Raw genomic sequence first — 13,046 nt, 5'->3', positions numbered from 1 at the left:
GTCCGGCACCTGGGGCACCCCTCAGGTGCCGGACGTCCGGGTCAGCGGACGGCGATCACCGACGAACCGTGCCCGAACAGCCCCTGGTTGGCGGTGATCGCGGCGCGTGCGCCGGGCACCTGCCGCTCCCCGGCCCGGCCGCGCAGCTGCCAGGTCACCTCGCAGACCTGGGCGATGGCCTGGGCCGGCACCGCCTCCCCGAAGGAGGCCAGCCCGCCGCTGGTGTTGACCGGAATGCGCCCGCCCAGCGCGGTGGCGCCCTCGCGTACGAGCTTCGCGCCGTCACCGGCGGCGCAGAGCCCGATGTCCTCGTACCACTCCAGCTCCAGCGCGGTCGACAGGTCGTAGACCTCGGCCAGGGAGAGATCTTCCGGGCCGATCCCCGCCTCCTCGTAGGCGGTCCGGGCGATCGAGGCGCGGAAGGACTCCGGGGAGGGCGGTACGGCGGTGGTCGAGTCGGTGGCGATGTCCGGCAGATCGAGAACGGTCCTGGGGTAGACCGGCGTGGGCGTGGACACCGCCCGGATCCGGACCGGGTCGGCGACCCCGTGGCGCCGCGCGAAGTCCATGCTGCTGAGCACGAGCGCCGCCGCGCCGTCCGAGGTCGCGCAGATGTCGAGCAGCCGCAGCGGGTCGGCGACGACCGCTGAGGCCGCCACGTCCTCGGCGGTGACCTGCTTGCGGTAGCGGGCCTGGGGGTTGAGCGCACCGGCCGCCGCGTTCTTCACCTTGACCAGGGCGAAGTCCTCGGGCGTATCGCCGTACAGGGCCATCCGACGGCGCGCGTACAGCGCGAAGTACGCCGGGTTGGTCGCCCCGAGCACCCGGAACCGCAGCCAGTCGGGGTCGTCGGGACGCTCGCCGCCCGCCGGGGCGAAGAACCCCTTCGGCGCGGAGTCGGCGCCGACCACCAGCACCACGTCCGCCATACCGGCGAGGATCTGGGACCTGGCCGTGTTGATGGCCTGCGCACCGGACGCGCAGGCGGCGTACACACTGGTGACGCGCGCTCCCTGCCAGCCGAGGGCGCGGGCGAAGGTCGCACCCGCCACGTACCCCGGATAGCCGCTGCGCACGGTGTCCGCGCCGACCACCGACTGCACGTCCTGCCAGCCGATCCCGGCGTCGGCGAGCGCGGTCCTGGCCGCGACCGTCCCGTACTCGACGAAGCTGCGCCCCCATTTGCCCCAGGGGTGCATACCGGCTCCGAGGACCGCTATGTCGGCCGTCATGACCGCACCTGCGGTGTCCGCACCGGCTGCCAGTGCCAGGTGGCCCAGGTGGTGCCGGTGTCCTCGTCGAGGACACCGGGGACGGCCTCGGCCGTCATGCCGACGGCCAGATCGCCGATCCGTACCCCGGGCGCCGCCTGGCCGAGCACCACCATGCCCTCGGCTTCGAGTTCGACCGCGACCAGCACGTACGGCTCCCACGCCACCTGCGGGTCGGAGACGTACGGAGCGGGCGGGCGGTAGCGGCCGTCGGTGAACGACCAGATCCGCCCGCGCCGGGAGAGCGGGACCTCCGCCAGCTCACCGCCCGCGCAGCCGGGATTGCGGCAGAAGGTGTCCTCGCGGGGGAAGAACACCGCGGAACAGGCCGAGCAGCGAGTGCCCAGCAGCCGGAAGTCCTCCGGTGCGGTGTCGGCCGTGAACCATCCGGCCACCACGGGTGTGCGGGTGCGCGTCAAGACCCCTCCCGGCATCAGCAATCTGACGGAACGTCAGAAGTGTGCCACGGGTCAGTGGTTCCCGGCGAGCCACTTGGCGGCGGTCTCCGCCAGTTCGTGGTCGCGGCCCGTCAGCATCATCCCGATCATCTGCGCGTCCCCGCGCAGTGACCAGGACGGATGCCCGAAGGAGGCCGGATTGTTCCGCTCGATGAGAAAGTGCGCGGGCCAGGCGGTCCCGTACCCGATGAGCGGCAGCGCCAGCGCATACCGCTTACGGCCGCGCGCCAGACCGTACGCGCTCACCGCGAGCCCGGTGAGCGTGCCGGTCAGATGCACCCAGCGGGTCGCGGCCCGCGAGTGCATCGCGACGTAGTACGGCCAGAATTCCTCGTACGTGTCGAACGTCTGCTGCGTCATGCGGAAACGGTAGTCCCCGATCCGAGAACCGGATACGGCTGTTCCGCGTCCGTCAGGAGTGGGAGAACGGCCGGAGCCGACGGGGGTGGTCCCGGCCGTTCCTCCCCGCTCCGTGGGACCCGGGCCTCAGTGGCGCCCCGCCACCGAACGCCACGCCACCGGGAAGTCGAAATAGCTGTCCGGGTAGGTTTCCGGCTGATAGGTGAAGTGCCACCACTCCTCGGGCAGGTTGACGAACCCGACCGCGCCGAGGGCGTCGCGCAACTGGTCGCGGTGGGCGCGCTGGACGCCCTTGATGCGGGGGTCGTCGGTGTGCGCGAGGGTGTCGAAGCAGTCGAACCCGGTACCCATGTCGATCGAGTTGTCCGGGAACCGCTGGTCCTTCGGGGCGTAGCAGGGGGCGAGCGGCTGACCAGGACGGTAGGGGCGGGTCGGTAGCGCCGGGAGCTTCACCAGGGTGAGATCCATCGTGCTGCCACGGCTGTGCCCGGACTTCTCCGCGATGTAACCGTCGTCGAACAGGCGGGACTTGTCGACCCGCGGATAGAACTCGGCCTTCATCTTCTCGTCGTCCAGGTCCTTGGCCCAGCGGACGAAGTGGTCGACGGCGCGCTGCGGCCGGTAGCAGTCGTAGACCTTCAGCGAGTAGCCCTGCCGCAGCAGCTTCGTCTGGGCCCGGTGCAGGGCCTGCGCGGCGGGCCGGGTGAGGATGCACAGCGGCTGGTCGTAGCCGTCGACCGGCTCGCCCATGAAGTTGTGCGGGTACGGATAGCGCATCTCCTGGATGATCGTCGGGTCCACGGCGCGCAGGGCGACGAAATCCCCCGGTGCCCCCGGCCCGGTCCTCGCCTGAGCGGTGGGGGAGACGGCCGTGCAGGCGAACAGGGTGGCGGCGGCGACGGCGAGGGACCGTACGGCGGAACTCAGTCGTGTCATGTGCACTCCATCTATCTGGTGCACGGTATCTATCAGGTGCACGGCCCGGAAGGAAAGCGCGGTCGGATACAGTCCGCGCCCATGGATACGCCCGCGAACCCGCCCACCAGCCCGCCCCCGAGCCCGCCCGTCGAGCCTGTCAGGGATTCCCACTGCCCGGACTGCGGCGCCGCGTTCGCCACCACCGGATGGCCCCGCACCTGCCGGGCCTGCGGCAGCACGGCCTACCGCAATCCGCTGCCCGTCGCGGTCGCACTGCTGCCCGTACGGGACGCCGAGGGCACCGGACTCGTCGTCATCACCCGGACCATCGAGCCGCAGAGCGGCGGAATCGCCCTGCCCGGCGGCTTCATCGACGCCGCCGAGGACTGGCGGCACGCGGTCGTGCGTGAACTCGGCGAGGAGACAGGGATCGCGGCGCGGGAGCAGGACGTACGGCTGGCCGACGCGCTCAGCTCCCCCGACGGCCATCTGCTGCTCTTCGGACTGCTCCCCGCACGCGAAGCAGCCACTCTCCCGGCCTCCGTACCCACCGACGAGACCGCCGGCTGGCACATCCTGCGCGCCGCCACCGAGCTGGCCTTCCCGCTGCACACCGAAGCCGTACGCGGCTGGTTCACCGGCCGCTACCGCTGAAGACCCCGCACCCGCACCGGGCACCCGGGCTCCACGGCCCCCTCCTCCACCAGCCGCTGGACCACCACCCGCCCCTCGTCCAGCGCGGTGGTCCAGCGCTCGACCTCCGGTTCCTCCCACCCGTCCCCGGCGTCCCGGACCACAACCCCGCCGCCCGTACGCCCGGCGGCGGGCGCCCACACCTCCAGCTCGGTGCCACCGTCGTCGCCCCGCACCGGAATCACCGAACCGGCGCGCGCCAGAACCGGGATCCGCGAGAGCGGCGCGTCCAGCAGCACCTGCGCGGGGCCCTCATGGGCGGTGCCGGTCGCCGTGTCGTACCACCGCCCGCGCGGCAGCCGCACCGCACGCCGGTCGGCCCCCCGCTCCAGCACCGGCGCCACCAGCAACGCGTCCCCGAGCAGGAACGCGTCCTCGCAGTCACGCAGCGCCCGGTCCCCGGGCGAGCCCCACCACACCGGCCGTACGTACGGGGCGCCGGTGAGCCGGGACAGCTGCGCCAGCGTCACGAAGTACGGCTGCAGCCGCTCCCGCACGGCCAGCGCGGCCCGCGCGTGCTCCAGCGTCCCGGGACCGAACTCCCACGGCTCCCGGCGCCCCGCCCAGAGCGCCGAGTGGGTCCGCAACAGCGGCAGGTACGAAGCGAGTTGCAGCCAGCGCAGATACAGCTCGGGCGACGGGCTGCCGTCGAAACCACCCACATCGGGCCCCGAGTACGGCACCCCGCACAGCCCCAGCCCCATCACCAGGGACAGCGAGGCCCGCAGCCCCGGCCATCCCGTACTCACATCGCCGGACCAGGTCCCGCCGTACCGCTGCATCCCCGCCCACCCGGAGCGCGAGAACAGAAACGGACGCTCGTCGGGGCGCAGCCGGCGCAGCCCCTCGTACCCGGCCCGTGCCATGGTCAGGCCGTAGACGTTGTGCGCCTCCCGGTGGTCACCGCCACGGCCGTCCAGATCGTGCCGCGCCGAGCGCGGCAGCGTCGGATCGCCGAACGGGGCGAAGGAGGCGGGCTCGTTCATGTCGTGCCACACACCGGAGAAACCCTGCGTGAGCCGCTCCTCGTACAGCCCGCCCCACCAGGCACGCGCCCGAGGAGCGGTGAAATCGGGATAGACGCACTCACCCGGCCACACGACCCCGCGCACGGGCCCGCCCCGCGGATCGCCGACGAAGGCCTCCGCGGCCAGCCCGCTGTCGTACACCGCGTTGCCGGGCTCGGCCTTCACCGCCGGATCGACGATCGACACCAGCCGCACCCCGTCCTCGCGCAACTCCTCGGCGAGCCCGGGGAGATCGGGGAACCGCTCGCGGTCGACGGTGAAGACCTGATGCCGGTCGTAATGGTCGATGTCCAGATGGAGTGCCGACAGCGGCAGCCCCCGCTCGCGGTAGCCGGCCACGACCCTGCGGACCTCCTGCGCACTCCCGAAGCCCCACCGCGCGTGCTGCGGACCGAGCGCCCAGGACGGCGGCAGCGCGGGCCGGCCGGTCAGCGCGGTCCAGCCGTGGAGCACCCGAGCCGGTGTCCCGACGACCACCCAGCAGCGCAGCGGACCACCGCTCATCCGCACCTCGCTGGAGCCCGGCCGGTCGTGCCCGGACCCCGCGCCCTCCTCGCCCTCGGCGATGACCACCCGGCCGTCCCAGCTGTTGTCGTAGAAGGACAGATGGGTACCCGCGTCCGCCACCACCACCTGCACCGGCATCGTGATGTACAACGGGTCGTCCCCGGGACCGAAGCCGCCCCGCGGGTCCGTGTTCCACAGCCGGTACGAACCGTCGCGCAGCCGGGGCCCCGCGGCCCGCCCGCCCAGCCCGAAGAACCGCGCGTCGGCCGGTACCTCGGCCCGCTGCACCCAGCGGGCACCCCCTCCGGCGACCGGCTCCCACCAGCGGGGCGGCAGCTCCTTACGGATCCTGACACCGCCCGGGGTGAGGATCTCGACCGCCCCGTGCCGGGACACCACGACGGTCACCCGCTCCGAGACCACCCGCCAGCCGCCGTCCTTGTCCGGCTCCAGCACGGCACGGGGATCGGGTCCGGGGCACTCGTCCAGGGCGTACGAAGGCGTCGGCTCCGCGCCGTCCCACCCCCAGAAGACCGCTCCGCCCACGGCGACCCTGACCAGCAACTCCGAGCGGGCGAACCGGACGACCCCGCCGCCCGGACGGGGCTCCACACCCGTCACCACGCCGGGCACCCGCGCGCGCTCCGGCCCGCGCGGCGGAAGCTCCCGGCCGTCCGTACGCCGTCTGCGCCAGGCGGAGCGCAACGCGCGCCGTCCCTGCGCCGTACCCACCGCTTGCACCGAGCGCACCAGGTCACGACCGTCCATGCCGCTCAGACTGCCATCCCGGCACCGGAACGCAGGGGCCGTTCAGCCGCCGTTCACCCGGGACAGGACCACATGTTCACCCCGGCGACCACAGGTCTCCCGCTCTGGTGCACAAGTCGATCACATGGCATCGTCCGTGTCAGCCGTGTCACGCGCACACCCCTCGCACGTGCGCGCCCACACGCACACCACGCGTACAGTCCGGGAGCCGCCCCATGAACTCAGCGAACGCCGCACCACCCCTCTGGCAGCCCAGCCAGGAACGCATCGACGGCGCCACGATCACCCGCTTCCAGGCCTGGGCGGCCGAGCAGTACGGCGCACCCGCCGGGGGCGGCTACGCCGCGCTGCACCGCTGGTCGATCGAGGAGCTCGACACCTTCTGGAAGGCCGTCGCCGACTGGTTCGGCGTGCGGTTCACCACCCCGTACGAGAGCGTCCTCGCCGATCGCTCCATGCCGGGCGCCCAGTGGTTCCCCGGCGCGACCCTCAACTACGCGGAACACGCCCTGCGCACCGCCGAGGACCCGGACCGTGCGGACGGCCCCGCCCTGCTGCACGTCGACGAGAGCCACGAGCCGAGGCCCGTGAGCTGGTCCGAACTGCGCCGCCAGGTGGGCGCGCTCGCAGCCGAACTGCGCGCGCTCGGCGTACGCCCCGGCGACCGGGTCAGCGGCTACCTCCCGAACATCCCCCAGGCCGTCACCGCCCTGCTCGCCACCGCCGCGGTCGGAGCGGTCTGGACCTCCTGTGCCCCCGACTTCGGCGCCCGCAGCGTCCTGGACCGCTTCCAGCAGGTCGAACCGGTCGTGCTGTTCGCCGTCGACGGCTACCGCTACGGCGGCAAGGAGCACGACCGCAGCGACACCGTCGCCGAACTCCGCGGTGAACTGCCCACCCTGCGCGCCGTGGTGCACATCCCGCTCCTCGGCACACCGGCGCCCGAAGGCGCACTCGACTGGTCCGCCGTCACGGCCGGCGACGCGGAGCCGGTGTTCGAGCAGGTTCCCTTCGACCACCCGCTGTGGGTGCTGTACTCCTCCGGTACGACCGGGCTCCCGAAGGCGATCGTGCAGTCCCAGGGCGGCATCCTGCTGGAGCACTTCAAGCAGCTCGGACTGCACTGCGACCTCGGCCCGGACGACCGCTTCTTCTGGTACACCTCCACCGGCTGGATGATGTGGAACTTCCTCGTCTCCGGCCTGCTCACGGGCACCACGATCGTCCTGTACGACGGCAGCCCCGGCTTCCCGGACACCGGCGCCCAGTGGCGCATCGCCGAGCGCACCGGGGCCACCTTCTTCGGTACCTCGGCCGCCTACGTCATGGCCTGCCGCAAGGCGGACCTCCACCCGGCCCGCGATTACGACCTCTCCCGTGTCACCTGCGTCGCGACGACGGGCTCCCCGCTCCCGCCCGACGGGTTCCGCTGGCTCCACGAAGCGGCCGGGGAGAGCGTCTGGATCGCCTCGGTCAGCGGCGGCACGGACGTCTGCAGCTGCTTCGCCGGCGCCGTCCCCACCCTGCCGGTGCACATCGGCGAACTCCAGGCGGCCTGCCTCGGCACCGACCTCCAGGCCTGGGACGCACAGGGCAGACCGCTCGTCGGGGAGGTCGGCGAACTCGTCGTCACCCGACCCATGCCGTCCATGCCGATCCGCTTCTGGAACGACCCCGACGGCAGCCGCTACCGGAGCAGTTACTTCGACACGTACCCCGGAGTCTGGCGGCACGGCGACTGGATCACGATCACCGGCCACGGCTCCGTGATCATCCACGGCCGCTCCGACTCGACCCTCAACAGACAGGGGGTCCGCATGGGTTCCGCCGACATCTACGAAGCGGTCGAACGGCTCCCCGAGATCCGTGAATCCCTGGTCATCGGAATCGAGGAGCCCGACGGCGGGTACTGGATGCCGCTCTTCGTCCACCTCGTCCAGGGCGCCACGCTCGACGACGGCCTCCGCGACCGCATCAAACGGACCATCCGCGAACAGCTCTCCCCGCGCCACGTCCCCGACGACATCATCGAGGTCCCCGGCGTCCCGCACACCCTCACCGGCAAACGCATCGAGGTGCCCGTCAAACGCCTGCTCCAGGGCACGGCGCTCGACAAGGCGGTCAACCCCGGATCGGTCGACAATCTCGAACTGCTCGCCTTCTACGAGGAACTCGCCCGCAGCCGCCGCTGACCGCCGCACCGGCAGTCACCCGCTCAGGCGGTGACGTCAACCCCCGTACATGGCCTCGGACTCGCCCAGCACCTCGGCGAAGTCCGAGGCCAGCCGCGCCGCGTCCTCCTCCGCCAACGTGGCCGTCGTGATCCGTACGGCGGGTGGCGCGGCGATCCGGAACCGGGCTCCGGCGGCGAGCCACCACCCCCGCGAACGCACCCCGTTGACCACCGCCGACTCGTCCCGCACCGGCACCCAGACGTTCAACCCGCTCGCCCCGTGCGCCGCGATCCCGTGCTCCGACAGCCGCTGGATCAGGCCGGTCCGCCGCTCCGTGTACGTCTGCGCGGCCCGCTCCACCAACGCCCCCACCTCCGGGTCGGACATCGCCCGCGCGACCGTCGCCTGGAGCAGATGACTGACCCACCCGGACGTCACCAGCATCCGCCCGTCGTGCCTGGCCAGCGTCGTGGCATCACCGGCGACCGCGGCCCAGCGCAGATCGATTCCGAGATGCTTGGAGACGCTCCGCACCTGCGCCCAGCGGGGGAGACCACCCGCCGCCAGCGTGAACGCGGGTGCGTCCGCCACATCCGCGTTGTGATCGTCCTCCACGACCAGGACATCGGGGAACGCAGCCAGGACCGCCAGCAGCGCGGTGCGCCGCTCCGCCGAGAAGCAGCCGCCCATCGGACTCTGTCCCCGCGGGCTGCACACGACGGCGCGGGCACCGGCCCGCAACGCGGTACGCAGCGCGGCCGGCTGGATCCCTTCGTCGTCCACCGCGACCGGCGCCGTCCGAAGCCCCAACGCCGGTACCAGATCGAGCAGATGATGAAAGCCCGGATCCTCCACGGCCACCGTGTCGCCCGGCTTCAACTCGGTCGAGAGCAGCCGGCTCATGCAGTCGAGCGCACCCTGCGCGAAGGTCACCCGGTCGTGCGGCACCCCGTCCCGGGCGAACCAGGTACGGGACAGCTCCTCCAGGTTCGCGAGGCGCGGCGAGCCGCGGTGCGAGCCCTCGACCGGGTCCACCGGCCCGGGGGGAATGAGCACGGGAAGCAGCGCCGGGTCCGGGTATCCGCCCGCCAGGTCGCGCACCCCTGAGGGAACCCTGGGAGGCCGCCGCGACCCCACCGCCGGGGTCCGCGCCACCACCGTTCCGCCCCGCCCGCGTGTCATCACGATGCCCCGCAGCCGCAGTTCCTTGTACGCGGCGGCGACCGTGCCGGGACTGACCCCGAGGTCGCCGGCGAGCCCGCGCACCGGAGGCAGCGCCGCTCCTGGCCCCAAGGAGCCCTGGGACACGGCCTGTTCGACCGATGCGGAAATCTCCTTGGCCGTCGTACCACTGATCGCATATTGTGTTGCCACGTAGCGAAGTATGTACTGATACATAAATCGAGTCAAGGGGGACCGGTGACTCTCAGCCGCCGCCGAGCCGCACTGTACGCACGCATCCCGGGCGGCCGGGACGGGCGCCGGATGCTCTGGATCGCCCTCGTGAACAAGACGGGCACCGGCCTCTGGATGGGCGCGGCAGCGCTGTACTTCACCCTGGTCGCCCACCTGCCGATCGCCGAGGTCGGCATCCTCATGGGCATCGCGGGAGCCGCCGGCATCGCGGGCTCACCACTCGCCGGCCACCTCGCCGACCGGCTTCCCCTCACCCGCATCCTCGTCGCGGCCCAGATACAGCAAGCCATCGCCCTGCTCGCCCTGCTGACCACCCACAACTTCGCACTCCTGCTGGTCTACTCCGCGGTCGGCAGCCTCGGCGACCGCGGATCCAACGTCCTCACCAAGCTCTACTCGGCCCGGGTCAGCGGAGCGGACCGCATTCGGTACCAGGCCGTTCAGCGCACGGTCTCCAACGCGGGCTGGGCCATCGGCGGCCTCGCCGCGGCGATCACCCTCTCCGTCGGCACCACCCACGCATACCAGGGCCTGCTCATCGGCAACGCCGTGTCCTACGTCGTCATGTCGGCCCTCACCCTGCGCTGCGCGGAACCCCCGGCACCCTCACGGACGGTCGCCGGCTCGAAGGAATCGGGCCCGCCGGCCCGGCCGCCGAACCCCTGGCAGGACCGCACGTACCTCCTGTTCACCGCGACCGAAACGATGCTCTTCCTCGACGACGCGGTGCTCCAGGTCGGTATGCCCCTCTGGATCGTCCACGCCACCCACGCCCCGCACGGGCTCGCTCCGTTGCTGATGGTTCTCAACTGCCTGATGGTCGTCTTCTGCCAGGTGCCGCTCTCCCGCTTCGCCGGTACCCCCGAATCGGCGCGCAGGCTGCTGATGCCGCTCGCGGGCTTCTTCGTCGTCGGGTGCATCGCCACGAGTGCATCGGCCGGTGGCGGTACCGCACTCGCGGTGTCCATGCTCGTCCTCGCCGCGATGGCACTGACCGTCGCGGAAATGCTGCACGCGACGGCCTCCTGGGAACTCTCGATCGCGCTCGCCGCCGATGACGCGCAGGGCGCCTATCTCGGGGTGCACGGACTCGCCTCCTCCGCTCAGCGCAGCGGAGGGCCACTGCTCGTCACCGCGGTGATCGCGGCGGGCCCGCTGGCCTGGCCCGTGCTCGGCGCGGGTGTCGTCGCGACCTGCGTGGCACAGAGCCGGCTCGTACGTACCCGGCTGCCCCGGCCCGCGTTGTCAGTGCCGCCGGTTACTGTGAGTGAGCATTGATCCACCGTGCTCAGGGGGAGCCATGGCGCAGAGCAATCAGAGCAGTTCCATGCGGCGGGCGTTGCGCCGCGAAGCACCGAGCACCGTCGGCCTGCTGGCCGACGAGCGGGACTTCGCGTCGATGAGGCGGTACCGCAGCTTCACCTTCGACGACCACACCACCTATCTCCAGCAGATCGAGGGCCTGTTGCGAGCCCTCACCGAAGAGGGGGTGCACACGACGGTCGCGTTGTTCGACCCGGAAGAGTTCGCGGAATTCTGCGAGGCCGCCGGACTGGACCCGGACTCGGCGGACAGCCGTACGCGCTTCACCGCGGGAATCGTGTCCGCCGGGGCGGCCCTGCCGTATGCCGGACAGCCGATCGACCGGCTGGTTCCGCTGCTCATCGACGAAGCGGTCCGCCAGGCCACGTGGGAGTACGCGACCATGGTGCTCGCCGAGAGAGGGGAGTGCGCCGACTGCGGCCAGGACATCGGCCGGGCCTCGTTCGACCGGGCCTCCCGGGCGCTGAAGAGCCTGCTCGACAGCGCGGGATCCGGCAGCCACCACCTGGTGTGCAGCGTGCCCGCCGAGGGCGAGCCACTTCTCGCCGTCCTGCACGCGGAGAGTCAGGAGGGCGCCGTCGCCCGTCTCGACCACACCGAGGGCGCGGCCTTCGTGACCGTCCTCGCGGCAGGCATCGCGCTGGAGAGTCCGGGCGGGGTGGTCATCCGTACGACAGCCTCCGGCCAGGACGACAAGGTCCGCGGCTGGCGGCTCCAGCGCGGACATCTGGTGCCGCTCACGGCAGGCGAAGTGTTCACCGCGTACTGCACGGACGCCGAGACCGGCGATCCCGTGTCACCCGAATCCGGTGTCGACTACTGCGCGGGATATGCCCTCCCGCAGGAGGACACCCACCACTGAACGCTGTGAGGGGCTTCCCGCCGACGTGGCGGGAAGCCCCTCACGGAGCTACGGGACAGCGCATCGGCTTTGTTCGCCCGTGCGCTCGCTATTCGCCGGACAGCACCGCCTGTGCGGCCAGCCGGGCCTCACCCGCGGAGTCCGCGGCACGCGCGGCGGCAGCCGCACGCTCGCACTGCGCGAGCGTGTGCTTCGCGAGCGTCGTACGGACATACGGAATCGAGGCCGCACCCATGGACAGGCTCGTCACACCCAGACCGGTGAGCACACACGCGAGCAGCGGATCGGAGGCGGCCTCGCCGCACACACCACAGCTCTTTCCCTCGGCCTTCGCGGCGTCCGCGGACAACGCCACCAGGTCGAGCAGCGCGGGGTGCCACGGATCTTGGAGCCGGGACACGGCGCCGACCTGGCGGTCGGCGGCAAAGGTGTACTGCGCGAGGTCATTGGTGCCCAGTGACAGGAACTCGACCTCCTGCAGGATGGAGCGCGCCCGGAGCGCGGCGGACGGGATCTCCACCATCGCGCCGAACTTCGCCCGCAGACCTGCCTCACGGCAGGCGTCGGCGAATGCCTTGGCGTCGATCCGGTCGGCCACCATCGGCGCCATGACTTCCAGATACACCGGAAGCCCCTCGGCGGCCTTGGCCAGCGCCGTCAACTGGGTGCGCAGTACCTCGGGGTGGTCCAGCAGGGAACGCAGCCCCCGCACACCGAGAGCGGGATTCGGTTCGTCGGCCGGCGTCAGGAATTCCAGCGGCTTGTCCGCCCCGGCGTCCAGCACCCGGACGACCACCCGGCTCTCGGGAAAGGCCTCCAGCACCTTGCGGTACGCCTCGACCTGCTTCTCCTCCGACGGCGCCTTGGCCGAGTCGTCGAGAAAGAGGAACTCGGTACGGAAGAGCCCGACGCCCTCGGCGCCGACCTCCAGCGCGGCAGGCACATCACCCGGCCCGCCGACATTGGCGAGCAGGGGAACCTTGTGCCCGTCGGACGTGGCTCCGGGGCCGGTCGAAGCGGACAGGGACGCCTTGCGCGCGGCGGCAACGGACTCCAGTTCGGCGCGCTTACCGGCGTCCGGCTCGACGAACACCTCGCCCGTGCTGCCGTCCACCGCCACGACCGTGCCCTCGGCGAGCTCACCGGCGCCGGGCAGAGCGACCACGGCCGGCACTCCGAGCGCCCGCGCCAGAATCGCGCTGTGGCTGGTCGGCCCGCCCTCCTCCGTCACGAAGCCGAGCACCAGCGTGGGGTCGAGCAATGCGGTG

Annotated in this window: 11 protein-coding genes (1 of these 11 running past the window's edge); 4 read left to right on the top strand and 7 right to left on the bottom strand. The window is 71.9% G+C overall.

Annotated elements, in window-relative coordinates:
* Nucleotides 1-41 precede the first annotated feature (41 nt).
* From OG709_RS04810 to OG709_RS04795, 4 genes are all read right to left on the bottom strand, one after another.
* The gene (locus tag OG709_RS04810) at nucleotides 42-1,232 is read right to left on the bottom strand and encodes a lipid-transfer protein (RefSeq protein WP_266644078.1); all 1,191 of its coding nucleotides are present in this window, start codon (nucleotides 1,230-1,232) and stop codon (nucleotides 42-44) included.
* Entirely contained in the window at nucleotides 1,229-1,690 is a 462-nt protein-coding gene (locus OG709_RS04805) for a Zn-ribbon domain-containing OB-fold protein (RefSeq protein WP_250306542.1), read from the bottom strand. Before OG709_RS04805 ends, OG709_RS04810 begins: the two co-directional genes overlap by 4 nt.
* Before the next feature lie 51 nt (nucleotides 1,691-1,741).
* Nucleotides 1,742-2,089, bottom strand: coding sequence for a DUF962 domain-containing protein (locus tag OG709_RS04800; RefSeq protein ID WP_250306543.1), 348 nt, complete (start codon nucleotides 2,087-2,089; stop codon nucleotides 1,742-1,744).
* Between the two features lie 126 nt (nucleotides 2,090-2,215).
* Complete coding sequence (locus OG709_RS04795; protein ID WP_266644080.1) at nucleotides 2,216-3,025, bottom strand: M15 family metallopeptidase; 810 nt, start codon at nucleotides 3,023-3,025, stop codon at nucleotides 2,216-2,218.
* Between the two features lie 81 nt (nucleotides 3,026-3,106).
* Between OG709_RS04795 and OG709_RS04790 the strand changes: the two genes are divergently transcribed.
* Nucleotides 3,107-3,661 carry an NUDIX domain-containing protein gene (locus tag OG709_RS04790; RefSeq protein ID WP_266644081.1) on the top strand — a complete coding sequence of 185 codons (555 nt, stop codon included), beginning with the start codon at nucleotides 3,107-3,109 and terminating at the stop codon, nucleotides 3,659-3,661.
* Here OG709_RS04790 and OG709_RS04785 read toward each other — a convergent pair.
* A complete protein-coding gene (locus OG709_RS04785; RefSeq protein WP_329164952.1) occupies nucleotides 3,652-6,003 on the bottom strand; it encodes a glycoside hydrolase family 31 protein in 2,352 nt (783 codons plus the stop codon). The genes OG709_RS04790 and OG709_RS04785 overlap by 10 nt on opposite strands.
* Before the next feature lie 215 nt (nucleotides 6,004-6,218).
* Here OG709_RS04785 and OG709_RS04780 point away from each other — a divergent pair, with 215 nt between their 5' ends.
* A complete protein-coding gene (locus OG709_RS04780; RefSeq protein WP_250306547.1) occupies nucleotides 6,219-8,195 on the top strand; it encodes an acetoacetate--CoA ligase in 1,977 nt (658 codons plus the stop codon).
* Nucleotides 8,196-8,231: 36 nt separating this feature from the next.
* Here OG709_RS04780 and OG709_RS04775 read toward each other — a convergent pair whose 3' ends face one another.
* Complete coding sequence (locus tag OG709_RS04775; RefSeq protein ID WP_250306548.1) at nucleotides 8,232-9,551, bottom strand: aminotransferase class I/II-fold pyridoxal phosphate-dependent enzyme; 1,320 nt, start codon at nucleotides 9,549-9,551, stop codon at nucleotides 8,232-8,234.
* Nucleotides 9,552-9,596: 45 nt separating this feature from the next.
* On the opposite strand from OG709_RS04775, the gene OG709_RS04770 reads away from it, so the two are divergent.
* A complete protein-coding gene (locus OG709_RS04770) occupies nucleotides 9,597-10,871 on the top strand; it encodes an MFS transporter (RefSeq protein WP_284350360.1) in 1,275 nt (424 codons plus the stop codon).
* A 22-nt stretch (nucleotides 10,872-10,893) separates the two neighbouring features.
* Entirely contained in the window at nucleotides 10,894-11,778 is an 885-nt protein-coding gene (locus OG709_RS04765) for a hypothetical protein (RefSeq protein WP_266644085.1), read from the top strand.
* A gap of 88 nt (nucleotides 11,779-11,866) precedes the next feature.
* Here OG709_RS04765 and ptsP read toward each other — a convergent pair whose 3' ends face one another.
* A protein-coding gene (gene ptsP, locus OG709_RS04760; RefSeq protein ID WP_329164946.1) for a phosphoenolpyruvate--protein phosphotransferase crosses the window boundary here: on the bottom strand, nucleotides 11,867-13,046 show its 3' portion. Its footprint extends 491 nt past the window's final position; the window shows 1,180 of its 1,671 coding nt (coding positions 492-1,671); its start codon lies off the right edge, out of view; its stop codon occupies nucleotides 11,867-11,869.

The organism is Streptomyces sp. NBC_01267 (genome assembly GCF_036241575.1).
Taxonomy (GTDB): Bacteria; Actinomycetota; Actinomycetes; order Streptomycetales; family Streptomycetaceae; genus Streptomyces.
The sequence above is the reverse complement of the archived record's forward strand: the minus strand, read 5'-3'. Positions and strand labels throughout refer to the sequence as shown.